Source organism: Nitrospira sp. (assembly GCA_005116745.1).
In the GTDB taxonomy this organism is placed as follows: Bacteria; Nitrospirota; Nitrospiria; order Nitrospirales; family Nitrospiraceae; genus Nitrospira_D.
On record SWDS01000010.1, the window covers coordinates 714054 to 737636 of the forward strand.

The window sequence follows — 23583 nt, forward strand, 5'->3', positions numbered from 1 at the left end:
TCGTTCTGTTGTCAGCGATTCCTGCCTGAGAGAACGGAGCAGGTTGCTAGGTGGGGATGTCGCGTGTGCCGTCGTAGGACGTGCGGGATTGGAATGACACTTTGACGACGTCGCCGTCGCGCACAGGTGAATCGTCCGACCCGATCTTCTTGTTGATGGTGATGAGCGCTTCTCGGTTCTTGATATAGTGCAGCAATGGGCCCAGTTGTATGGGGTGTGCTTCTATCAGTTGTTTCACGGTCGTTGGACCTATCACCTGGACCTCCAACTCACTCTCTTCGACCACCGCACGGAGGGTCTGTCCAAAAATCTGCACCGACACCATCAGCGATTCACCAGTCCTATCATCCACATGATTCCCATCTTTGTGCGGAGCTACTATACACGATCTAGCCCGCACTATTCATGACGGTTCGTGACGAAACTGCCAAGACGCCAAGCGAGACGGGCACGCGGAGCCCTGAGAGACCGAGGCATACTTGAAGCAGTATGTTGAGGTCACGAGGGGCGAGCCTGTCCGCCCGGCCGTGAGACAACCACGGCCAGGCTTGTCACTGCGGCGTATCGGCGGTTGTAGTAGAAGCGTTCATGAATAATGCGGGCTTGGAGCGTGACTCAGCTCTTCTCGTCCTCGGCCGCTCGATAAGCCTCTTGAAGCAGTTGCGCGACGTGTTTGACCTCGACGTCTTCATCTAATCCATTTTTCAGCTGAATCATGCAGGCTGGACAACTGGTCGCGACCACGTTTGCGCCGCTCTGATTGATGGCACGGGATTTTCGCTCAAAGATCTTCTTCGACGTGTCATAGTCTTTGACGACGTAGGTGCCTGCGCCTCCGGCACAACGGTCGGCATCCTGCATTTCGACGAAATTGACCCCAGGCAATGAGGAGAGGACTTGTCGCGGTTCCTTGGTCACCCCGGCTGCCCGCAGATGGCAGGATGAATGGTAGGTGACGCGTTTCGTGGTTTCTCCAGTCTTGGCCATTGGAGGGTGCTCCGAGGAGCGGGCGACGAATTCTGAAATATGCACGACTTTCTTGGCCAACGATTCGGCCTGCTGCCGCTCCTCTCCTTCCGGGAACAGCGTGGGATAGTCTTTCAGCATCAGGGTGCAGGAGGCACAACCGGTCACGATGGTTTCGTAGGGTGCGAAGGACCGTAGATTGAATCGGGCTCCATCACGCACCAGATCGACATGCCCATAGGTTTGAATTGGGGTTCCTGAACAACGTTGCGGAGGCAAGGCCGGCTCTACCCCATGCTTCTTCAAGACCTCGATGACGGCGTCACCGACTCCATCATCAAAATAGTTGGCCGCACAACCGTGGAAGTAGGCGACGGTCCTCGTTGGCGACTCCTCTATTTCTCTCGTGGCCAAATGCGCATATCGCTCGCGCAAGTGGCGTCGAGCCAGTTTCGGTAACACAAGATCATGTGGCAAACGAGCGGTTGGAGCCAATGCCTTCATGATCGGCCCGGTGATTCGTTCCACCAGCTTCCTCACAAATGGACGGTCCCACAGTCGTTGTGTGCTCGCCAGCACGTGCATGAATGCGTCAAAGTGGAATCCTTTTGCTTGCTGTCGAAATATCCAGCCTGCCAACCGGTTGGGATGTTCTGCCCGCTTCTGAAGAATCAGGTCTGACACATCCACGCCGGCGGGACAGATCGTCCGGCACGATTTGCAGTTGAGGCAGGCCTCTACCACGCGTTTTGAATTGAGATAGCTGTAGTCATTCGCCGTGACAATTTCAAACCAGCCGCGCGCACTCATATCCTCGGACTGAAAGACGTCATACACCGGACAGACCGAATTACACTTCGCACAGGTGGCGCAGGATTTTGCGAGTCTGGTGTAGTCGATGTGGTCTGTAAACGACGCGTCGCTCAGCTTGATCCCTGGGTTCAGAATGTTGTCCGGATCGAACGCCTTCTTGACCTGCACAAAAAGGCCGTAGAGTTCCTCCCCGAACATGCGTTGAACCAATTCGGCCCGGATGCGACCGTCGCCATGCTCGCCGCAAATCGATCCGCCGAACTGATTCAGCACGGTCGAATGGACATCCTCGTAGGCCTGTACCATTTTTTCAAAATCACCACGATCGTTCACGTCCAACAATGGGACGATGTGCGCATTCCCGTTTCCAATATGGCCGAAGATGGCCACCGGGACCTGCTGGCTTCCAAAGAAGCCCTCGAGATAGCGGATCAACTCGCTGATACGCTCTGCTGGCACGACCACATCATCGACAAAATTAATCGGTTTCTTCTTTGGGTCGAATCGATAGAGGGTCGGATACAATGCCTTGCGTGCCTTCCACAGTTGTTCCCTTCGTTCAGCATCGAATGCGAGTGTGGGTTCCGAGGCCAGCTTGTAGGGCCGACAGATGGTACGAAGGGCATCGGCCTGCTCTTGGAGATCGATCTCAATCGAATCGGCATCCAGCTCAAGCAAGAGGGTGGCTGCCGCATCAGCGGGAATGCCATGCGATGCCCGCCCGATTAAGTTGAGTGTATTGGCATCCATGACCTCCAAGGCACTTGGCTGGAGGGTCAAGATCTGCGGCACCGCGTGACCCACGTCTTCCAAGTGTTTGAAATGCAGCAGCGCTGTCAATGTGGACGTCGGTTTGTTCACCAGCCTCAACGTCGCTTCACTCATGATACCCAGTGTCCCTTCGCTGCCGACGAACAATTTGGGTAAGTCAAACACTTCCTGTGCTAATCCATCAGCCACTCCGAAGAGATTGTACCCGCAGCTATTCTTGCTGACAGTCGGTCGTTTCGCGGCGATGAGGTCAGCGTGGGCCTGCGTCAGCACCAGCACATCGCGCAGGGCCGGCACCATCGTCAACAAACGTTCAAGCGTTGGATCAGTCAGCGGATAGGCTCGCGCCTCAATCCAGGAGGATGAGGTGAGGCACAACCGGATGCTCTGCACATTGTCTTTGACCGAGCCGTAGCGGAGCGTATGGGGGCCTGAAGAATTGTTGGCGACCATGCCGCCCAGTTTGCACATGTCGCCGCTTGAAGGGTCTGGCCCAAACATCAGTCCGCGAGCATTGAGCTGTTTGTTCAATTCTGCCAGGACGATTCCCGGTTGAACTCGCGCCCATTGTTCCTCTTGATTCACCTCAAGGATTCGATTGAGATGTGAGACGTCAAGGATGATCCCCGAACCGATCGCGGAACCAGTGAGATTGGTGCCGGCTGCCCGAGGGGTCAGCGGAATTCCTCGCGACCGGGCATAGCCGATAGTCGTGGCAATGTCATCTTCCGACTCAACGAGGACGACGGCCTGTGGAGGAATACGATAGATGCTGGCGTCCACCGCATAGGCGGTGAGCGTCGGTCGATCGTCTTTAACTTTTTCCGAGCCTAACAAGGCGCGAAGGTCATTGCCGATTGCATGAGAACGCGTCGGTTGGATTAGTGGAGAAGAGGTAGCCATGGATCGTGCTGTCTCCTACTCAGTGAATTCTTCAGACATCTTCAGTCGTTGTCCTTGTATTCCATTTCTCCTACAATAGATCGCACTATGGATCGCTCGAACTTATATATCACCCGCCAGTTACCACAGCCAGTGTTGGACGCAATTCCGCGATACTATCATGTGTCTGCCACACCAGCAGATCGGCCACCAACGTTGGAGGAACTTCACCAAGGTGTTGCACAAGCAGATGCCATGATTTGCACACTGACGGATCGCATCGACGCCTCGTTATTGTCCCATGCAACAAGGCTCAAAATCATCGCTAACTATGCAGTCGGCTACAACAACATCGACGTGCCTGCCGCAACCCAACGTAGTATCACCATTACCAATACCCCGGACGTGCTCACCGATGCTACTGCCGATTTGACGTGGGCGGTGTTGCTGGCGCTGGCACGGCATATCGTGAAGGGAGACACCTGGATCCGGACCGGCGACTGGCCTGGGTGGACGCCAACTCAACTGTTGGGCGCCGATGTCTCTGGCAAAACACTGGGCATCGTTGGCATGGGGCGCATTGGCCAGGCTGTTGCGCAACGAGCGTCCGGATTTCGGATGCCCGTGATCTATGCAGGTCGTCATCGCGTCCCTGCCCCATCGAGTGTCATGTGGGAATGGCAACCCCTTGATACGGTCCTTGCGAAATCCGATTTTCTTTCGCTCCACGTCCCTCTCACCGATACGACTCGTCACCTGATCGGCCGACGCGAGCTGACCCTGATGAAATCAACCGCCTACCTGATCAACACATCCCGTGGTCCAGTGATTGATGAGGTGGCGTTGGTGTCGGCGCTTGAGGCACAAACGATCGCAGGCGCTGGGTTGGATGTCTACGAACACGAACCGATGGTTTCTGCTGGGTTGAGCGCTCTGCCGAATGTGGTTCTTCTTCCTCACCTCGGATCGGCGACATGTGAGACGCGTGTACGTATGGGGCTCATCTGCCTCGACAATATTGCAGCCGTGTTGGGAGGACGCCAGGCACCGAATCGAGTGAATTGAGGTGTGAACAGAGAAATGGGATTGGACCCTACGAGGCGTACCGAAAGCCGACGTCCCCTCCCCCGTGTTTCCCCTTCAAGGCCACCAGTCGCTGTGGGACATCATGGAATGAAGGAATCGACGCGAATGCGTGAGCAGCCTTCTCCCACAGTTCCTCCGCTTCATAGAGTAACCCTAACTCATAGCGAATGGCTTGCCCCTTAGCCCCTTGGCAACGAGGATCAGCCAAGACCGTTTCTAGTCCAAGAATTGCCTGAGAGGGATGATGCTCTTCTTTAAGACAGACCGCCGTCATGAGCGCCGAATCAAGATAGTAGGAGTCGCTGTTCATCGATACGTGAAATTCCTCCTTGGCTTCCTCATACAACCCCATGTTCTTGTACGCGACGCCTAACGCATAGTGCGTCTCGTAGTCAGAGGCCGCCATCGGTTCCTGTACGGTCGCTGGAGGAGCCACGGCGGGTTTACTAGGAGCAGCTGATTCCACAGATGTTTGAACCGAGACGAGCTTGGGTGGCTGCGGAACAGGTGCCTGCTGGACTTCGGCCTTGCGCACTTCGCTCGTTTTCGCAGCGACTGGCTTCTCGATTGCTGGAGCTCCTGCCGGTTTGTTCTGCGGCGGATGTGCGGCCATCGGGGCTTCTGGTGCTACGTGTGGAGCTGGTGGAGTCTTGGCACTCGACCCAGGTGAGGCAGTGACCGATGGATGCTGAATATCTTGTCCATTAGGAGCTGCTGTTGACTCACTGGTGGTTTTCTGCGATCCACTATCCTTAGCAAAAGGGTTGACGTCGTCGGGTTCCGCACCTGCCACCGACAATTGTTGGCCTTCCTTCATGCGATCATTTGGATAGACTGCCTGAACACTGTCTGAATCAGCTCTCAGTGATTCACCCTCGGTTCGTTGGGACTCGACGTGATTCACCGGTGCGCTCACAAGAGGCGCAGTCTGAGCAGATTCACTCGGTTCGTCAGAGACCCCTCTCTTCATCTTCGTCGTCAATCGATTCACCAACGCGTCATCGCTGGATAGCGATCGTACTTTTTCGAAGAGTTCCTCATGCAAACTTTCCATGCCGGGCTCTGGATGTTCAAGTAAGAGTTCGATGGCTTTTGCATACTGGATGGCCGCTCCCCCACCATCGCCTTGTTCTTCGAGGAGTTCACCGTTCAGCTCCAATAACGGAACGGAGTTCGGGTCTGCGGATAAGAACTCCTGAATCAACGATTCGGCAAGTGTGAGGTCATGGGCCCGCAACGCGGCCCCAGCCAAGAAACGATACTCTCCCAGCGCCACTTGGACATCCCCGCGTTGTAAGTGCAACCGAGCCATGAGTTGACAGACTTGGGGGTTCCCCGGTTCTCGTGTGAGCATTTGGTTCAGAATCGCTTCTGCACCGGCATACTGTTTTTCGTCAATGCGCCGCACGGCCTCAGTCAGAAGGTCGACTGGTTCTGACGATTTCTGTACCGGCACAGTGGATCCTGGCTTGACGGCCTTGGTCGATCCGGTTCCACCCTTCTTCAAGCTCTCCACGAATTGGGATGCCTCGTTGTTCGCAGGATCAATCCTAAGGATGGCGAGATACGCGTCTTTCGCCTCATCGTATCGTCCTTGCGCTGATCGCTCACGGCCCAGCTGAAGATACACGGTGGTCGCTTCATCTTGCTGGTTTTCCTGGACACAGAGTTCGGCGACGCGCTGTTGTGCGTTGAGATTCGATGGATCGTGGAGGACGATCTTCTTGTACACTTCGAGCGCGTCTTTTCCGCGACGTTCTTTTAGGTAGTACTTCCCCAGTGTGAGGTAGTCCTGGACCGCGCTGCTGATGAGGCCACGTTCAACATTCAAGTCGCCAAGGTGGCGATAGACCTCATATCGAGCGGAATCGTATTTCAGGACTTTTTTAAAGGCGGCAATGGCCTTGAGGGTCGCGCCTTCGGCTCGGAATGCCGAGGCCGCCTGCAAGAATGCAGTAGCGGCTTCCCCTGAAGCGTTTCGTTTCAGTTGCAAATCACCGATCGTATTATGAATGGTGCCGTCGGCGGGGGAATCTGCGGCAAGCTTTTTCCATTCGGCTATGGCCGCTTCGTACTGTCCGCGGGACGCGAGGAGCTGCGCTTGTTGGAGAACTCGACTTCGATCCGGGGGCACAACAATACCTCCACGATCAGAGAACAACCAAACGCTAACAGTCGCAAGGAACTTTGTCTAGGAAATGGAAGAATCAGACAGCACGTACTCAAGGAAAGGAGCTGGTCCTCCGATTTGGAGGACCAGCTCTTCTACTGAACAAAACGGAAGACGTAACGACTTATGATGCGGCGATCTCCGCCTTGAGCACATTGGACGCTTGAGGCCCCTTGGCTCCCTGCACGATCTCAAACTCAACGTTTTCACCCTCCTTGAGGGTCTTAAAGCCGTCTCCTTGTAATGCAGAGTAGTGGACAAAGACGTCTTCTCCGCTATCCAGCCGGATAAAGCCAAACCCTTTTCGATCGTTGAACCACTTGACCGTGCCTTTTGTCTTCACAGAAGCCCTCCTTTTTTCAACAACTACGACTGGTTACGTAGCGGCCCCACTCAACTACGCGCATCAAAACTGAAAATAAATTGTGAAAGAATTCGGTTGGGAGAAGGGACGGGAACCTGAAGGAGTGGTGCATCGCTCACGGAACCCATCTTGTGAGTGGAAAGTCGCGCTGCATGTAACATAGGCTTCAGGACCTGTCAAGCGAATCTTTATGGAGGAGACTTTCTCCTGTGTTTACAGGCGAGAAGGACTTCCCTATAGTGATCACAACTTTTCCCATCCAGACATTCTGTGATCTTACGAACACTGCTCGATCGCTACATCTTTACGGAACTGCTCTCTCCGTTTGGTCTCAGTCTCGGTGCGCTGTGCTTTGTCATGTTGACGAGGGAGCTGTTGCGCCTTGTCGAACTGTTGGTGTCCAAGGGGGTTGGGTTCTGGGCGGTCCTCAAAGTGATTGCCATGCTGCTTCCATCCGGTCTCGTACTCACGCTTCCGATTGCAGGTTTGATTGCGTCGGTCACGGCATTCGGCCGATTGTCCTTTGATAAGGAATTGGTTGCCATGCGCGCGACCGGACTCAGTCTGTATCGGCTTTCGCAACCGGTCCTTCTGTTCTCCGTGTGTGTCTTTACGTTGACCTTGATCTTATCTCAATGGGGACAGCCGTGGAGCTCATTGAATCTCAAAAAGGTGGCGCTCAACCTGCTCAAAGATCAGCTTGTTCTGGCGTTGGAGCGAGGCACCTTCAATGAGCCAATTCCACGCATGATGATCTATGTTCCAGAAGGTGAGCCAGGCCGGCCGGCAGAGGGCATCTTTATCTCAGATGAACGTGTGCCCGAAGAGCCTCGCGTCATCGTGGCGGAACAATACCACGTGTTTATGGATGCCGCCCATGCGCAGGTCGCACTTCAGCTGGTGAATGGAGTCATCCATAGCCGGCCGCGTCAGGTGGACCAGTATCAGCAGATTGCGTTTGCCCGTTACGATCTCAAGATCGATCTGAACCTCAGCAGCTATTCGGCTAGTGAAGAGCGCCCGTCTTATGAACAGATCATGGCTCGGCTAGCCGAGTCCGGCGGGAAGGATGCCGGCTCGCTTCGTCGTCTGATGGAATACTATAAAGATTTGGCTTTTCCGACCGCATCGCTTGTATTCTGTCTGCTCGGCGTGCCAGTCGGAATCGTCTCGAAGCGGTCCGGACGGGTCGGCGGGTTTGCTGTCGGTGTGGGTATCATCATCGCATTTTACATCCTGAATGTCGGGTGCGATTTTTTGGTGACGGCTCTGATTCTGCATCCCTTTGCGGGTGCGTGGCTGCCTAATATTATTTTCATCATCATCACGGTCGCACTGTTTTTACGGATGAGCAGGCAATAACAGCATGACGATTCTTTTCCGGTACATCCTCCGAGAATACGCGAAAATCTTCGGGATGTGCTTTTCCGGTTTGGTGACCATCTATCTCGTGATCGACTTTTTCGAGAAAGTGCGACGGTTCTTACGATATGAATCGGGAATCGTTCCAATCCTCACGTACTTTGCGCTGAAGATCCCCTCAATTTCGTTCCAAGTCGCGCCGTTCGCGATTTTGGTGGCAACCTTGTTGACACTTGGTCTGTTTGCGCGCAGTAATGAAATCACCGCCATGCGCAGCTGCGGGGTCAGTTTATTGTGGATGACTTCGCCTTTTTTCTTGTTTGCCACTGGCGTGTCTATGATTCTCTTTCTCTTCAGCTCGACCGTCATTCCGCTCGCGTCGGAAAAAGCCGAAGAAATCCGTGCGGTCCAGATCGAACAACGACCGGCTCCAGTCACCGTCAAAGCCACCCAACCATGGGCCCGTATCAGCTCCGACAGCCTCATTGAAGTCAATGAGATCGATGTCGCAGGAAAGACCGTTCGAGGAGTTCGAATCTTTCATTTTCGTCCGCCATTTGCACTCGATCGCATTACGGAAGCGGCTGAAGCCCGCTATACACCTCAAGGCTGGACCCTACTGAACGGGAACCATCGTAAGTTTCAATCGGACGAGACCGTAGAGCTGGCACTATTTATGGAACACGCGATCAGCATGCCCTTGATTCCCGATGATTTCTCCTCCTCACTGGTGGGGAACTCAGAAACCATGACGTTTGGGGAAATCCAAAATTACCTCGCGCGTTTTCGGCATGAAGGATTCTCATTCGCCCGTCTGTTGACGGACTACTACAGCCGTGTGGCCTCCCCATTGGTCACGGTCGTGATGGTGCTCGTCGGTATTGCATTGAGTTTGCGCCGGAGCGGTGTCCGAGGGGGCAGCATGGCCGTGGGTATCGGACAAGCGTTCATCATTGGGTTTTGCTATTGGACGACACATTCCGTCGCCATCGCACTCGGGCGAGGTGGCGCGTTGGCTCCCATGCTGGCTGGCTGGATGGCTAATACGCTGTTTCTCAGCTTCGGCCTCTATCTATTACTCAAAGTTAGGCACTAAAGAGAGGTTTCCTAGTTGACTGTCCATCGGTCTTCCGGTAAGAAAGGCGCCGTGTGTGCCCATAAGGAGGGAGAAACATGGCCTCGCGCGTAGTCATTACCGGTCTCGGGGTGATTTCTCCCATTGGGATCGGCGTCAGTGAGTTCTGGAAGTCAGCCCTTGCGGGTCGCTCGGGGATTACTGCAATCCCTTCCCTGGGATGGTTTCCGATGTCCGATTATCGTTCGCGGGTCGCCGGGCAGATCCACAATTTCTCACCTGAACAGTATTTAACAACGATGCAGGCAAGTCGCGTGGATCGGTACGCGCAATTCGCCTTAGTCTCCTCAAAAGAGGCACTCGCCGATGCCGATCTGAATATGGCCAAGGAGGCTCCCCATCGCGTCGGTGTCATTGTTGGAGCTGGCATGGGTGGGATGGTGATGGGCGAGCGTGAAATCTCACAGCTCTTTAAAACGCAACGACCGCATCGCGTCCACCCAAATTTTATTCCAACGATCACCCTCAATTCGGCGTCGGGTATCGTCGCAATGGCACACGGTGCCAAAGGCCCAAATTTGACGATCTCGACAGCCTGCTCCTCCAGTGCCCATGCCCTTGGCCAAGCCCTGCAAAGCATTCGTAGTGGCCAGGCCGATGTGATTATTGCCGTCGGAGCTGACGCGAGCATTACGCCTCTGGTGTTTGCCGGGTTCTGTTCCTTGCGTGCGCTCTCCAGTGAGTTTAATGATTCTCCAGAGCGAGCCTCACGTCCCTTTGATCGACTCCGGGACGGATTCGTCATGGGCGAAGGAGCTGCCACATTAGTGGTCGAGTCATGGGCCCATGCCAAGAAGCGGAAAGCGAGAGTCTATGCTGAACTCGTCGGCTATGCGGCCACCAGCGAAGCCTATCACATGGTCATCCCTCAGGAGGATGGTCAGGAAATCGCCACGACCATGAAGATCGGGCTCGACTCGGCCGGGATCAGGCCGGATCAGGTTGACTACATCAACGCGCACGCGACCTCTACGACGATCGGCGATGCCGTTGAGACCAAAGCGGTCAAGAGTCTGTTTAAGAATCGAGCAGACAAAATTGCCATCAGTGCCACAAAATCGCTCATCGGCCATACCTTGGGGGCAGCTGGAGCGATCGGCGCGGTGGCTACGACTCTTTCAATCCATACCGGGCAAATCCATCCCACAGCGAACTATGAGGACCCGGACCCAGCTTGCCGTTTGGATGGGATCTCACGTGCCGTTCAAGAACGAAAGGTTCGGTACGCCCTCTTGAACGCCTTCGGATTCGGCAGTAACAATGCCACGGTCGTCTTTAAGAAATTTGTGGCATAACAACGGTTGAACGATATCGAGGGTCCCGTCGCAGCCGTCACATGCGAAGAGCCTCATTCCACTTGAAGGAGCACCTATAATGACTGAACGGATCGATCCCGCGGTTACCGCTAAAATCATTCAGGCCTTGGCCAGCTATCTCAAACGAGACCCCGCGTCGATTACTGAAGCTCATCATCTTCGTGATGACCTCGGCCTCGACTCGGTGGCGATCATCGAATTGCTGTTCGAGATCGAGGAACGATTCAAGCTCCAAATTCCAGACCAAGACCTTCCGGGTTTGAGTACCGTTGGTACCGTAGCGGCCTATGTCCAGCAACGGCTCGCTGAGTCGAAAACGGAGTCCAAGCCTGCATCGCCAAAGCCTGTGGCTGCTGCCAGCAAGTCGAAAACAGCCAAGTCGACCAAGATCAAGATCAAGGCCAAGTCGACCAAGACAACTTCAGCCAAGTCCCCGTCTACTAAGAAAGCAGCTGCGGCAAAAGCCGTTATGGCCAGTAAATCGAAGAAGATCTCTTCCGGTAAATCCGGAAAGAAGAAAGTCACGGCCCGATGAGCAAACCACAACTACCCTCTCCAATCACGTTGGCTCAAGTCCAAGAGGTTGTTGGAGGGGTGATTCACGGAGACGACCAGACACCGATCTCCAGCTTAACAAGCCTCGGCGAAGCCGATCCACACGCCCTCTCGTTTATTGCCAATGAGAAAATGTCAAAGACAGTGACTACTCTTCACGTCGCAGCACTCCTGGTCCATCGGCATTTGTCCGATCTCTCCCTACCACAAATCGTCGTCGACAATCCGCTGTTGGCTTTCGCACGCGTCGCTCAGAATTTTTTCGTTCGCGTTCCTACGCCCCGCGGTGTAGCGGAGTCTGTCACGCAAGGATCGGATGTGCAGATCGGAAGTGATCCCTCTCTCTGGCCATGCGTCACGCTGGGCGACCGCGTCACAATCGGCAATCGCGTCACGCTCTATCCGGGGGTCTTTATCGGATCGGATTCAAGGATTGGGGATGATTCCGTACTCTATCCCAATGTCGTCGTTCGCGAGGGCTGCTCACTTGGGGCGCGAGTGATCGTGCACAGTGGAACCGTGATTGGAGCCGACGGGTTCGGATACGTGCAGCATCAAGGCCGACACCATAAGATCCCTCAACTCGGTGCTGTCGTCATTGAAGATGACGTTGAGCTGGGAGCGAATGTAACGGTCGACCGTGCGACATTCGGGCGGACCCTCATCAAACAGGGCACCAAAGTCGACAATCTCGTCCAGATTGCCCACAATGTGACTGTGGGAGAGCACTGCATTCTGGTGGCGCAGGCTGGCATCGCCGGTAGTACCACCATCGGTCATCATGTGATGATCGGTGGCCAAGCCGGGCTTTCCGACCATATTACCATCGGCGACCAGGTGATGATCGCCGCGCAATCAGGTGTCAATCGTAGCCTGGAATCGAACCAGATCGTCGGAGGCAGTCCTGCGATGGTACGTGAAAAAGCCCTGAGGGTTCAGGGCGTGTTCTCCCACTTACCTGAGTTGAATCACCTCGTGCGAGAGTTGGAACAACGCGTGGTCACGCTTGAAAATCAGCCCAAGAAGTCGGTGCGTCGGCCCGCACGATCAAAGGCGAAGCAGCCCAAGAAGAAATAGGTTCTTATTTCTCTACCTTGCCTAGCTTGATCACTCTTCGCCATAAGAACATCCTTGCCCAATAGTATCCCGCCCAGGGCATCAAGATCGCTGGCACGATGCTCACTCGTTCATAGGCAAATGCTGCAATGGTCCCTCCTACCAAGAGGAGGCCCCCAAGCAAATAGGCGAATGGAACGAACTGACGTCCCGGATGCTCAATTGTTGTCGCGTCCGACCTTTTCTTGAGCGTTCCTCGTTGCCGACTTATGCCTTCCCTCATGCGAGCCGCCAGAACTTCTGGAAACTCCCGTAAGAGATAGCGTTGGTAGAGTGTCTGCACCACCCCCAAGCCTATGCCTGACATGAACAATGCTGAACTTTGATAGAAGGTATCCCAGGAATAGCTGTCGGTGGCGAGCCATTGGTATCCCAGACCTCCAACTGCCCCGATCACACAGATCAGCCCAAGCAGACCGGATGGCATGAGAATGTAAGTTTTTACATACTCCTGGGCTTGCTGCGTTGTTTGCTGCGGATGTTGAACGTTGATGAGTTTTGGCACGTGATTCCCTTCCAATTGCCAGTCTACCAAGAAGTCAGCGTATGCATTATAACCATCTAGATCTCCACAGCAAAGGGGAGAACGCAGGGGTGGCTCATTGATTGTAATCTGCTGGAACAACGAGTGGTCCACTCGTTGTTCCAGCAAAACTGTGTATCTTGTTAGCATTTCTGTGAATTACCCCTACAAGGCCATCACAAGACCATCACGAGCAAAGTACTGTGATATTAAGTTGAGCCTTGCACAGGCAAGAAAGGGATGTCCACTTGAAATGTAAGACGGACCCGATTGTACTTTCGAGCAGGATCGTATTGGCAAGAACGAACGTCGTGGCTAGCGGTAAAGCTCTGTTTGATGGAAGCTGATCGATACTATTATGAGGGATTGAGGGTTGGATCAGAAGGAGATGGCTACGGTTGCCTTTATCCTAGATAGGTGTCGCGTTGTGGTTGACCTGGAATCGTCTTCGTCGGTCCTAACCAACAGGATTTAGAACTCTTGTTTTCTACTGATGCGCCGCACGTGTTTCTGATCTCCGACTGCATGGTCCCAAGTTCTCCTTGCAATTTGACATATGCTGGGGAGATGGTCAATTCACCTCAGTAATCGTATTGGAGTCAGGACCAAGATCTGGTTATTTTCAGGAGGTTCTTTTGGAATTCACCACCCCTTGCAGTGTCAAGACCACCGCGTCAAGACCTTCGAGCAGCGATGTGAAGGAATCAGACGCAACAATCGGCACAGCAGACATTGCCGGTCTCGGTGGTGGTCCTGAAAATGTGATTCGCCCGACTTCGGGTGGATTGAGAATCTCCACGATCGATACTAATGGCGCACGACTCAAATCAATCTCACACGAGCTATTGTCCCCATGTTCCTGCTGCTCATCCAGCCGCACAACCGGGCGAAGAGGGTAGCGGCTATTCACTGTGACCACGGTTCCTATTTGTCCGGTCGTCAATCGCACGGTCGTTCCAAGTGGGTACACCGCAAATTGCTCGACGAGTGCCTTCAGAATTTCTCGAGGAAAAGCTCTTCGCTCAGCGACGAGAAGCTCCTTGACCGCTTCGTGCGGGAGCAGACGACGGCGATAGGGGCGCTCGCTCACTAATGCATCAAATATGTCAACCACTCCGACGATCAAGGCCATTTCACTGATCTCTCTTCCTGTCAGTCGATTGGGGTACCCTTGCCCATTGAAGCGTTCGTGAGCCTGACGCGTCAATTGCCCCAACCAGTGATACGCTGGTCCGCACTTCTCAACCACCTGATAGCCAAGCTCAGGATGTCTTTCGATCAGTGCCCGCTCTTCCTGAGTCAAACGGCCGGGCTTCGTGATCAAGGATTTTGGGACGGCAAATAATCCAATATCATGAACAAAGCCCGCGAGGGTCAACTGGTGCAGTTCTTCCCCATAATACCCAAGACCAATCCCGACCTTCGTTCCGAGTATAGCCACATTAATTAGGTTGGTGATGAGTGGTGGTCCGACCGGTCCAGCAAGTGCTTCTACCACGAGCTCATCGTTGCGTTGCAACGATGACACGACATCTCCTGCGAGCGCTTCAAGTCGTTCGAGAGATATGGTACGATGCTCCTGAACGGCAGTCGCGATCTCCCCCACCACCTGTTCTGCCTTGTGATACCAGTTTGTCACAACTCACCTCTGTGTCGTCATGGGCTTGTCGCTGCAACAACTCGTCTGCGAAGTTTTCGACCATGCGTTCGTCGAGCCCACGCCTCATGTGCGACTTTGTCGACTAATGAGCGTCCAATCTGAGGCGCTTCAGAAACACACCCAAAGTAGAGACATACATCGCAAAGCAAGTTGATCAACCGACATACACCAGAATTCAGCCTCTCATCTCCTAGTGCCACTTGCCGATGCGATACACAGTCGAGCTCTCTTTTATTTCAGTACCCTAGTCGCATGGGGCTTTATGAAGCGCATGGCAAGACACCCTGTATTGCCATGCGCTCCATCCGTCCGTTGGCTGCCCATTCCTCAATCCCTTTTAGGATCTGGTCCAACCGTGATTGGATGGCCTCATAGCGTGTGGCTCCCACGACCATGTGATGCTGCGTGACGATTGTAAGGAAACTATGCAGTCCCATGAAAAACAACATCGCATGGGAGGCATTGACCTGCTGAGCGGCAGACCATAACTGCGCGACACGTTCAACGGTGTTCTGCAAATCTGAGGGTGGCGTACTAAGGGCGTTGCCACTAGTCTTAAGGGTCTGAATGATGGCCATCAGATGTGGAAGTTCTTGTCGAACGACATCCTGAAAGCCTTGCTCTTCCTCAGCAGACCGCTTAAGAAACTCATGGATGGACGACATATTGCATTGTTCAACCCCTCGCTCCATCAACCCTTCTGCCTGGGCCAGCATCGTCTGAAACAAATTACGATGGAATGCGTTGGACGCAATGCATTGATCTTGGATCCCACGCAGTAATGTCAAAAACTCCTTCGTGGGGATCATCGTTGGTGGATCTTCGAAGGATGCTGAGACGTCATCTGCCTCAAAGGTCACACCTGTTGCTCGGGTTAGGGCTCCATGAATGTGCCCCAGTTGTTTGCAGAGCGTGATGAAGTCATCCGTGGAGATTTGCGCGGAAGGGTCTTGAACCGCTTCCACAAAAGGAAGGGCTGAGAAACTCGCGCGCTCAACATCACTCAGATTGAGCGTGGCCGCAGACCCACCGAGGTTTGAGACACCAACCTTGATAGTCTGAGCCAAAGCACGATGGCGTTCGGAAGGGGGAGATTGCTGTAGCTCATCGAGGGCAACGTGAATTTGCTGAAGCCATTCCTGTGCCTCTTGAACGAATAGTTCAACTAGTTCTTTCTGGAACGCATCTTCAGTTTCAACGGACATCGGCGTTGGCCCTTCAGCAAGAACACGACCATGTAACCACTCCGGCTACCTGGATCAGGATTGCCCCCTCCCGCTTCCAAGTTGGGAGGCCAAGCTCGCAATCTCACCTAACTTGCGTGCCATTTCCTCGAGCCGTTTTGTGGCACTCTCGGCAGCTTGTTCGGCTTCAGTCACTCGTCGAGTGAGGGTTCCGTTGCGATCTCGTTCTACGGTTAGAAGCCCTTCCATTTCCTGAACATTCATCGCAACTTGCTCTAATTCTTGAAGGTGTCCCACTGCCTCTGCCCCCTTTCGCCGTTCGGTCAGCAGTTCAGCCTCGAGGTTCTGAAGTTTCTGATGAAGTTCGGCTGTCAGCTGTTCTGCATTTGCGAGTCCTGCTTCCGCCTCTCGTGTCCGGGTCGATATCTGCTCTAATTCCCCCAGTTGTTGCACGAGTTGCTCTGCAGCAGTCCGTTCAGCATGCAGAGTAGATTCCAGTTCCGAAATTCGAGCAGAAGATTTCTGCCAGTGCACGGCTTCCTCTTTGAATGCACCGACTGCGTCCTGTTCCGTTTTCAGTGCTGCTTCCAGCTCGGGAATTCTTGATACTTGATGCTCGACCTTGGCGAGTGTCTCCCGAAGCTCGTTGAGACGTGTGCGCTCAGCTGCCAACTGCACTTCACTTGTCTTGGCCTTGGCGAGCTGTTCCGAGGACTCTGATAACCGTTTGGTGAGCTCTTCGGAGCGAGCCCGTTCTGCCCGTAACTGTTCTTCAATCTCTTTAGACTTCTGAACCTCTTGGTGCTGTCCCTGTGGCTGTTGCACTACCATCTGCATCGTCGGTTCACCAACGGCCGCCACAGGGGCAGAAGCTGGCCCAGCGACGAAGGCTGGTGCTGCGTTCTGTTGTTTTGCTATTAGCTCGAGGACTCGATCCTTGAGGGAAGTACCTTGAAAGGGCTTCTTCAATACTCCATCCGCTCGGCACGATTCGGCCTGTTTGGTCACTTCGTGGTTCACGATTCCTGAAATGAGTAGTACGGGCGTCGAGGCGAGGGTTGCGTGTCCACGGACAAATGCACACACTTCATACCCACTCTTATCCGGCATGATGACGTCGGACACGACAACGTCCGGCCGTTCCTTTGCTAAATACGCCAGCGCTTCCTCTCCGTTTGCCGCAAGCGTGACGCTGAGTCCGGCCTCGGTCAACAGTCGTTCAGCCACTTTACGAACTGCGATACTGTCATCAGCTACTAAGATCTTCGGCATGCCTGCACCTTTCGCTCATCCCGGCCCACAAGGAATCATCATTCAGTCGACCCTAGTTGAGATATCGAGAGAATCGGAACCTCATCTAGGCCATTGGTATAACTGCCGTCGGCCGGCAAATCCTTGCCGTGGTATGTTTGAAGCACGGCAGGATCCACAGTATGAAGGATTGGAATCTCTTCATCGATGCACATGGCCATTTCTCCGAGAGGGTGCTTCACTCTCAGATACAAGGGCCTGCTCCCTTGCACGGTAAGTCGAAGAGATGCGGCCAGATCAAATACTGGTAACACAGTCTGTCCTTGACGAACGACTGATGTGATAAATGGGGTTTGACCAGCGACTGGAATAGGGTCAGCCCACTTGAAAATGCCTGATACATCTACTGCCTTCACCGCCAGTCGCCTCCCCCCCACAAAAAACACCAATAGATGATATGATTGACGCGCCGTTCCCCGATGATGATTTTGACCAGTCCTCAGCATGCCTGGCTATTGTTCACGGACATCTTTGGGGCCGCTATGAGTCGAGGAATGCCTCCTTGTTCCCCACTGTCCTCTACGCTTGCCACCTGCTCATCGAGAACCCAGCTTGTATTGAGCACCAACGCAATACTGTTTTCAAATAGGATCATGCCTCGGTACCAGCGTCGCTCCGGTCCACAGAACTGCGGGGAAAGCGGCAGGACTTGAGAGAGATGGAGTTCTAGCCACCCCTGCACCGTGGTAACACGAATACTCCCCTGCACACCTTGCTCAGAAAGCAGCACAATACGGCTATGTGTTGAACCTTGATTATTCACTATCCTCAATCGATCAGCTAGATTGATGGCTCTATACACCAGGCCGTGAATCGTTGGATCGTCAAGGGATCCAAGCTCTTCGAGCGTCAATACCCCCTGTATCGACTCGGCATCCAACGCGAGATACCGTCCGCCAAATAGCACGATGAGAAATCGTGATGGAGAAGCTGATGACGAAATTCCTGTCATTGGTTCCCGGACGCCCAAGCCAAGACCATTTTACTTATTCTCTGTAACAAGCCTCATTTCGTCAATCGATACGAGTATTTCCGCAAGGTTACTTGCGCAGCACGGGAGCCTTTCCAAGCCATCGTGCTACCTCTTGCAACAACATCCGTTCTTCTACCGGCTTGGCGATGTACGAATTAGCACCGAGGTTGATCGCCATCTGCCGATGCTTGTCTCGCGCCCTCGTCGTCATGACGACCACCGGTGTGTGTCTAGTTTCCGGGCGGCTTCTGAGAGCTTGAATGACTTCAAATCCGTTGAGCTTTGGCATTTCAAGATCGGTGAGGACCATCCGATAATTAGTCGTTGATGCCTTTCGAAGTCCATCTTCTCCGTCAACTGCCGTATCAAATGGATATCCAGCCAACTCCAACATCCTTCCTACGAACTTGCGAATGCTTAATGAGTCGTCTATCAAGAGCAGGCGGGCCTCTTGCGGCTCATTCGACAATTGCTCTTGTGGTGGAGACTGCTTCGAGAGCGGCGTGGTTTCGAAAAAGAGAGTATGGGTAGCCGATTCCTTCAGCTCTCTCGTCGTCAACCGGTTTGGATCGAGCACAAGAACAACCCGCCCTTCTGGATCGATCGTCGCGCCTCCAAAACATGATTGCTCCAACGGTTTGAGTGATCCAAGGCGCTTTATGACGATTTCTTGGCGGCCCAACAGTTCGTCAACGGCTAATCCCATTGTCGTTCCCGCTGTCCGAACGATCACCACGGGCATGGTCCAATCAACAACTCCTGGTTGCCGACGAAGGATGTTATGGAGAGAGTGGATGTCAATCATTTGTTCGTTGATCTGTAAGACTGTGCGAGTACCTTCCTCGCGCACGGAGGAAGGTGTCGGCATCGTGACTTCCTGGATGTTCGCGAGCGGAATCGCATATTTTTCAGTTCCGACTCGCACGAGCAACGCCGTTGCGATCAGGAGGGTGAGCGGAAGATGCAAGGTAAATTTGGTACCAATACCGGGCTCAGACTCCACCTCGATATGCCCGTTCATGCCTTCAACTACTCGCTTAACCACATCGAGTCCAACGCCTCGACCTGCTTGATCCCCCACCTTGTCAGTCGTGGAAAAGCCAGGCATGAAAATCAACTGCCGGACGTCCCTATCCGACATAGCTTGGATGTGGCGCAATTGTGCTGATCCCATCTTGCCGGCTTTGGCTCGTATTTTCTCCAAATCCAACCCGGCTCCATCATCTTCGACCTCGATGATGACCGAATTCCCACGATGCGTCGCATGGAGGTAGACAGTTCCGACGGCCGGTTTACCTTTCGCAATTCGATCGGCCCCTAGCTCGATACCGTGATAGACAGCATTTCTAACCAAATGCACCAATGGATCCACCAATCGTTCCACGAGTCCGGTATCTACTTCGGTCTGCTCGCCCAATGTGACCAAAGATACTTCCTTATTGGATGCTCTGGCGATTTCTCTGATCGCTCGACGAAACCTTGTGAATGCTGTACCGATTGGAACCATGCGGGCATGGGCGATTTCGTCTCGCATGACCAGCGTCAACTGTTGTAGTTGACTCATCTCGTCATGGGCTCTTTGGATGGACCCATCCAGTTGCGACATTGATTCAGTGATATCAGCGGTCACTTCCCCGATACGCCGAGCCAAAATATTGAAATCGTCGTATTTGTCCAGCTCGAGGTTGCCAAAATCACCGAAGGCGGGAAGGCCTTGACTCGAAGGCGTCGCTGAAGTACTTGGTGCTTCCTGATAGGTAAAGGTGTGTTTGTCTGAAAAGGACTGGATAGAATCCACCAAGCGACTCTTGAATGTTAAGACTTGCTGTGACAGTTGCTCTAAGACTCGCAGTCGTTGTTCCAATCGACCTCGTCCGATGACGAGCTCTCCGACGAGGTTCATCAGTCGCTCGAGTCGCACATAACTGACACGGATGACCTCACGTTCTTCTCCTGCTTTTTCATTTGGAATGCCCTCATCATGCCGAGGAGACTCCTCCCTTTCGGACTGTCTCGTCGTCGCCGAGCCAGTGAGGTCATCAGATAGACCTGCCGCCGCCTTCTCCTGTATGCTTCCCTGGTCTAATCGTCGTAGTTCGGTTCGCGCCGCATCAAAGCGATGCTTCGTGTCATCTACTTTTGTGAGATCTCTGTGCATGAGTACTCGTACAACATCGATGGCGCGAAGTATGAGATCAGTATGCCCTGGCAACACGTGGAGGCTGCCATCTCGCACCGCTCCCATGAAGTCTTCGACATGGTGGACGAGGTCACCGATTGATTGAAACCCAACAGTATAGGCAGATCCCTTCAAGGTATGCGCGCTTCTGAATAGCTGATTGATGAGTTCCGTGTTGTGCGGTTCCTTGTCCAATCGTAAGAGATTAGCTTCCAATAGCTCCAGATACTCTTCTGCCTCAGGGATAAAGTAGGAAAGGATTTCTGAATCCAAATCCGGAATTACGTACCGATCGGATAAGTCGGCGGGTGGCTCTTCCATCGTAACAATGGGATCACCATAGACAGAACGCGAAGTAGGTACGTGGGTCTCGTCGGAGAGCGCAGCCGGTGGAGATGGGGTAGCAGTGCCTCTAGATATCTGCGTGAAACGATTAAGAAGAAGTGGTATATCGTACTGGAGTTGCGACAGACTCGTCGGCTCATGTCGGAGAATAAGCCGGATCAATTCAGTTGCCTTCACCATCAGGTCAAGAATGTCAGGACTGAGAGGAAGGCGTTTTTCCTGAACCTCGATCAGGCAATCTTCCATCGGATGAGCGACATCTCCAATAACTTGATAGCCCACGGTATACGCTGACCCCTTCAAGGTATGCGCCGCGCGAAAGAGCCGATAAATCGAGTCTTCTGCATCTGGCGTGGCTTGAAGCGTACAAATCAACCTGTCTATGGTGCCGAGATACTCTTCCGCTTCAGGGATGAAGTAAGATAAGATTTCGGTATCAAGTTCGGGAAGCACGTAGTGCTCATCGGCTATTGGCAGGGAAGATAGGGATGTTGGCGGATTGTTTATTCCTTCTTCTCGTTCTTTGATCGAAGCCCAACAGCGGGCTACGGCCTCTACATCCTCAGCGCCTCCTTGCCCGATGACTCGAACGATTCCCTGAAGACTGTTCGTAATGTTCCTCATCAAGTCTACGACTTGATCCCAGTGAGCCATCCGAGTCGGCGTCACCTGCTCAAGGAGTGTTTCCAGATGTTCAGCGAGCTGAGCGACTCCACTGAAATCGTACAGGGCAGCAGCACCGCAAATACGGTGGGCAATAATATATTGGTCTGTCAGTTCCTGAGGACCAGGAACTCTCCCATCGGGAGGATGTAAGGCTTTCGTCAGGGCATCCAACCCATCCGATGCTTCGAGCACAAAGATGCTGATGAGGTTCTGCCTGTCGAACTCCGAGCTCATCGGTCCCTCGTTACACCAGAAGGCGTTCCTCACGCAGCGGATGAGGGGGATTCTCAGGCCAACTTAAACTGCGACACTGACGTCGTCAGACCTTCAGCCAAGGTCACCATATCTTCGACTGTCGCACGAGCCGAATCGGTGGCCTTTTGCGTTGCCACGGCACCTCCGGTAAAGTCCTTGATTGAACGACCGACTTGATCGGTTGACACCGTTTGGTTAGCCGCTGCTGCCGCAATACTTTGCGCAAGTTCCGCCGACCGTTGCGCAATCGACGAAATGTCCTTAAACACATCGCCTGTTCGCAAGGCCGAAGCCGACCCGGCTTCGACCGCCTGAGTTTCATGTTCCATGGCAACGACCGCATGTTGCGTTTCGCTCTGAATGACTTTCACCAGGTCCGCGATCTCGCGTGTGGCCTGTGTCGAGCTTTCCGCAAGCTTCCGCACCTGATCGGCGACGACCCCAAAGCGCGCTCCAGCCTCACCGGCACCGGCGGCCTCGATCGCAGCGTTGAGGGCTAACAAATTGGTCTGATTGGCAATATCTCGAATGGTCGAGACGATTTGTGAAATTTCCAAAGAACGGTCGCCGAGCGCTTTGACCTGCTTTGACATCCGTTGGACCGCCAATTGAATGCGCTGCATATCGTGAACCGTTTCTTGCACCGCGAGCCGACCGTCTTCAGTGGCCTTGAGCACTTGACGAGCTGCGTCGGACGAGGCTCCTGCGGTCTCTGACACTTCGCGCATCGATGATGCCAGCTGTTCAATCGCGCCGAGCGCCTTGATTGATTCATCCGCTTGATGTCTGGCAGTTCCGGACATCTGGCCCGCAGTGTCCCGCAACCTGCCTGCCGAGCTATTGACACGTTCGGCGGCCTGGCGCACGTGTTTCATTAACTGTGAAAAGCGCTGAATCATGAGATTGAATCCGTCCGCCAAATTGCCAAACATATCGGCCGTCACTTCACCGCGCTTGGTCAAATCTCCTTTCCCGACATCGGAGACCAATACGAGGAATTGCACGAGTTGCTTTTGCATCCTGTCCCGCTCTTCCTCTGTTGACACCAGCGCCGTGACTCGATCCAACATGATGTTGAATGCCTTGGCCATATGTCCGACTTCATCGTCGCTCTCCAGGTTGGCACGTGCCTTCAAATTGCCCGCGGCAGCCTGTGTCGCAACGTCGGCGACATGGATGATGTCTTTCACAATGCTGTGGGCGAGGAAATATCCAATCGCGATGGCTATGAGGAGTGCCGCGACTGCTGCGCCGAGCATGACCTTCGTCTGGTAGATGGCCATACTCTGCCCATCATCATTTAGTTCGCCGGCAAAATCCCGAATGAGCTGCGCCATCCATTGAAAGCGCCATATCGACCGACCGTGCCACAACGAGACCTCAGTGGACAAGACCGAAGCTCCCAGTTCCCTCATCGACTGTTTTTGCTCATCGGTGAGCGAAGAGTCAAAGCTATCGTTCAATGCTCCCACTGCGCTTTCAGCCGACGCAAAATATTCTTTTAACGTAAACAGGAGGACATCTAACTCTTGTCCATCTCGACGACCGTCTAGGGTTTCATGTGTTGCAGACGGCCGATACGCCTCAAGCGGCGTCAGCGTCCGCCTCTTCAATTCAGCGAGCGGAATGATGGCCTCATCAAAGTCACTCTTTTGTCTTTGGTCCGTGACGCTCAACAACGCACTGTGATACAAACTGAGGTTGGTGCTGCTCACCGCGAGATGAGAAACCCCCACGGTTGATTCGTCATACATGGAACTTAGCTGGTTCTTCAGCTGGTGGAGACCGAACACACCGATCAAACCAATGGCAATCATGCCGATCAGGATGACGGTGAACCCGATAAAGATCTTGTGCAGGGCTTTGAGGTTTTTAAACCATGTACGAGGCGACCAGTTCCATGTTGATTTAGCGTTCGCCATGACTCTCCTCCTGCGCACGACTCAAGATG

Annotated in this window: 18 protein-coding genes; 6 read left to right on the top strand and 12 right to left on the bottom strand. The window is 53.6% G+C overall.

What is annotated here, in order from left to right:
* Nucleotides 1-46: 46 nt before the first annotated feature.
* Nucleotides 47-352, bottom strand: coding sequence for a MoaD/ThiS family protein (locus E8D52_18140; GenBank protein TKB66274.1), 306 nt, complete (start codon nt 350-352; stop codon nt 47-49).
* Between the two features lie 263 nt (nt 353-615).
* A complete protein-coding gene (locus E8D52_18145; protein ID TKB66275.1) occupies nt 616-3453 on the bottom strand; it encodes an FAD-binding oxidoreductase in 2838 nt (945 codons plus the stop codon).
* A gap of 87 nt (nt 3454-3540) precedes the next feature.
* Between E8D52_18145 and E8D52_18150 the strand changes: the two genes are divergently transcribed.
* The gene (locus E8D52_18150; protein TKB66276.1) at nt 3541-4497 is read left to right on the top strand and encodes a D-glycerate dehydrogenase; all 957 of its coding nucleotides are present in this window, start codon (nt 3541-3543) and stop codon (nt 4495-4497) included.
* A 28-nt stretch (nt 4498-4525) separates the two neighbouring features.
* Here E8D52_18150 and E8D52_18155 read toward each other — a convergent pair whose 3' ends face one another.
* The gene (locus tag E8D52_18155) at nt 4526-6679 is read right to left on the bottom strand and encodes a tetratricopeptide repeat protein (GenBank protein ID TKB66277.1); all 2154 of its coding nucleotides are present in this window, start codon (nt 6677-6679) and stop codon (nt 4526-4528) included.
* A gap of 133 nt (nt 6680-6812) precedes the next feature.
* Complete coding sequence (locus tag E8D52_18160; GenBank protein ID TKB66278.1) at nt 6813-7031, bottom strand: cold shock domain-containing protein; 219 nt, start codon at nt 7029-7031, stop codon at nt 6813-6815.
* Nucleotides 7032-7322: 291 nt separating this feature from the next.
* Here E8D52_18160 and E8D52_18165 point away from each other — a divergent pair, with 291 nt between their 5' ends.
* The 5 genes from E8D52_18165 (at nt 7323) to lpxD (ending at nt 12497) form a co-directional block, all read left to right on the top strand.
* Nucleotides 7323-8414: a YjgP/YjgQ family permease gene (locus tag E8D52_18165; protein TKB66279.1), complete on the top strand. Its 1092-nt coding sequence runs from the start codon at nt 7323-7325 to the stop codon at nt 8412-8414.
* A 4-nt stretch (nt 8415-8418) separates the two neighbouring features.
* Complete coding sequence (gene lptG, locus E8D52_18170) at nt 8419-9510, top strand: LPS export ABC transporter permease LptG (protein ID TKB66280.1); 1092 nt, start codon at nt 8419-8421, stop codon at nt 9508-9510.
* Nucleotides 9511-9587: 77 nt separating this feature from the next.
* Nucleotides 9588-10844: a beta-ketoacyl-[acyl-carrier-protein] synthase II gene (gene fabF / locus E8D52_18175; protein ID TKB66281.1), complete on the top strand. Its 1257-nt coding sequence runs from the start codon at nt 9588-9590 to the stop codon at nt 10842-10844.
* A 79-nt stretch (nt 10845-10923) separates the two neighbouring features.
* Nucleotides 10924-11400: an acyl carrier protein gene (locus E8D52_18180; GenBank protein TKB66282.1), complete on the top strand. Its 477-nt coding sequence runs from the start codon at nt 10924-10926 to the stop codon at nt 11398-11400.
* Nucleotides 11397-12497: a UDP-3-O-(3-hydroxymyristoyl)glucosamine N-acyltransferase gene (gene lpxD / locus E8D52_18185; protein ID TKB66283.1), complete on the top strand. Its 1101-nt coding sequence runs from the start codon at nt 11397-11399 to the stop codon at nt 12495-12497. The genes E8D52_18180 and lpxD overlap by 4 nt, the downstream gene beginning before the upstream one ends.
* Before the next feature lie 4 nt (nt 12498-12501).
* Here lpxD and E8D52_18190 read toward each other — a convergent pair whose 3' ends face one another.
* The 8 genes from E8D52_18190 to E8D52_18225 form a co-directional block, all read right to left on the bottom strand.
* Nucleotides 12502-13041, bottom strand: coding sequence for a hypothetical protein (locus tag E8D52_18190; GenBank protein TKB66284.1), 540 nt, complete (start codon nt 13039-13041; stop codon nt 12502-12504).
* Nucleotides 13042-13681: 640 nt separating this feature from the next.
* Nucleotides 13682-14698 carry an HD domain-containing protein gene (locus tag E8D52_18195; protein TKB66285.1) on the bottom strand — a complete coding sequence of 339 codons (1017 nt, stop codon included), beginning with the start codon at nt 14696-14698 and terminating at the stop codon, nt 13682-13684.
* A gap of 281 nt (nt 14699-14979) precedes the next feature.
* Nucleotides 14980-15924, bottom strand: coding sequence for a hypothetical protein (locus E8D52_18200; protein TKB66286.1), 945 nt, complete (start codon nt 15922-15924; stop codon nt 14980-14982).
* Nucleotides 15925-15978: 54 nt separating this feature from the next.
* Nucleotides 15979-17175 (bottom strand): response regulator, encoded by a 1197-nt coding sequence (locus E8D52_18205; protein ID TKB66287.1) that lies wholly within the window; start codon nt 17173-17175, stop codon nt 15979-15981.
* Between the two features lie 38 nt (nt 17176-17213).
* On the bottom strand, nt 17214-17660 hold the full coding sequence (locus E8D52_18210; GenBank protein ID TKB66288.1) for a hypothetical protein: 447 nt from the start codon (nt 17658-17660) through the stop codon (nt 17214-17216).
* Nucleotides 17654-18166, bottom strand: coding sequence for a hypothetical protein (locus tag E8D52_18215; GenBank protein TKB66289.1), 513 nt, complete (start codon nt 18164-18166; stop codon nt 17654-17656). The genes E8D52_18210 and E8D52_18215 overlap by 7 nt, the downstream gene beginning before the upstream one ends.
* Nucleotides 18167-18254: 88 nt before the next feature.
* A complete protein-coding gene (locus tag E8D52_18220; protein ID TKB66290.1) occupies nt 18255-21611 on the bottom strand; it encodes a response regulator in 3357 nt (1118 codons plus the stop codon).
* 53 nt (nt 21612-21664) lie between these two features.
* Nucleotides 21665-23554: a methyl-accepting chemotaxis protein gene (locus tag E8D52_18225; protein TKB66291.1), complete on the bottom strand. Its 1890-nt coding sequence runs from the start codon at nt 23552-23554 to the stop codon at nt 21665-21667.
* Between the last annotated feature and the right edge of the window lie 29 nt (nt 23555-23583).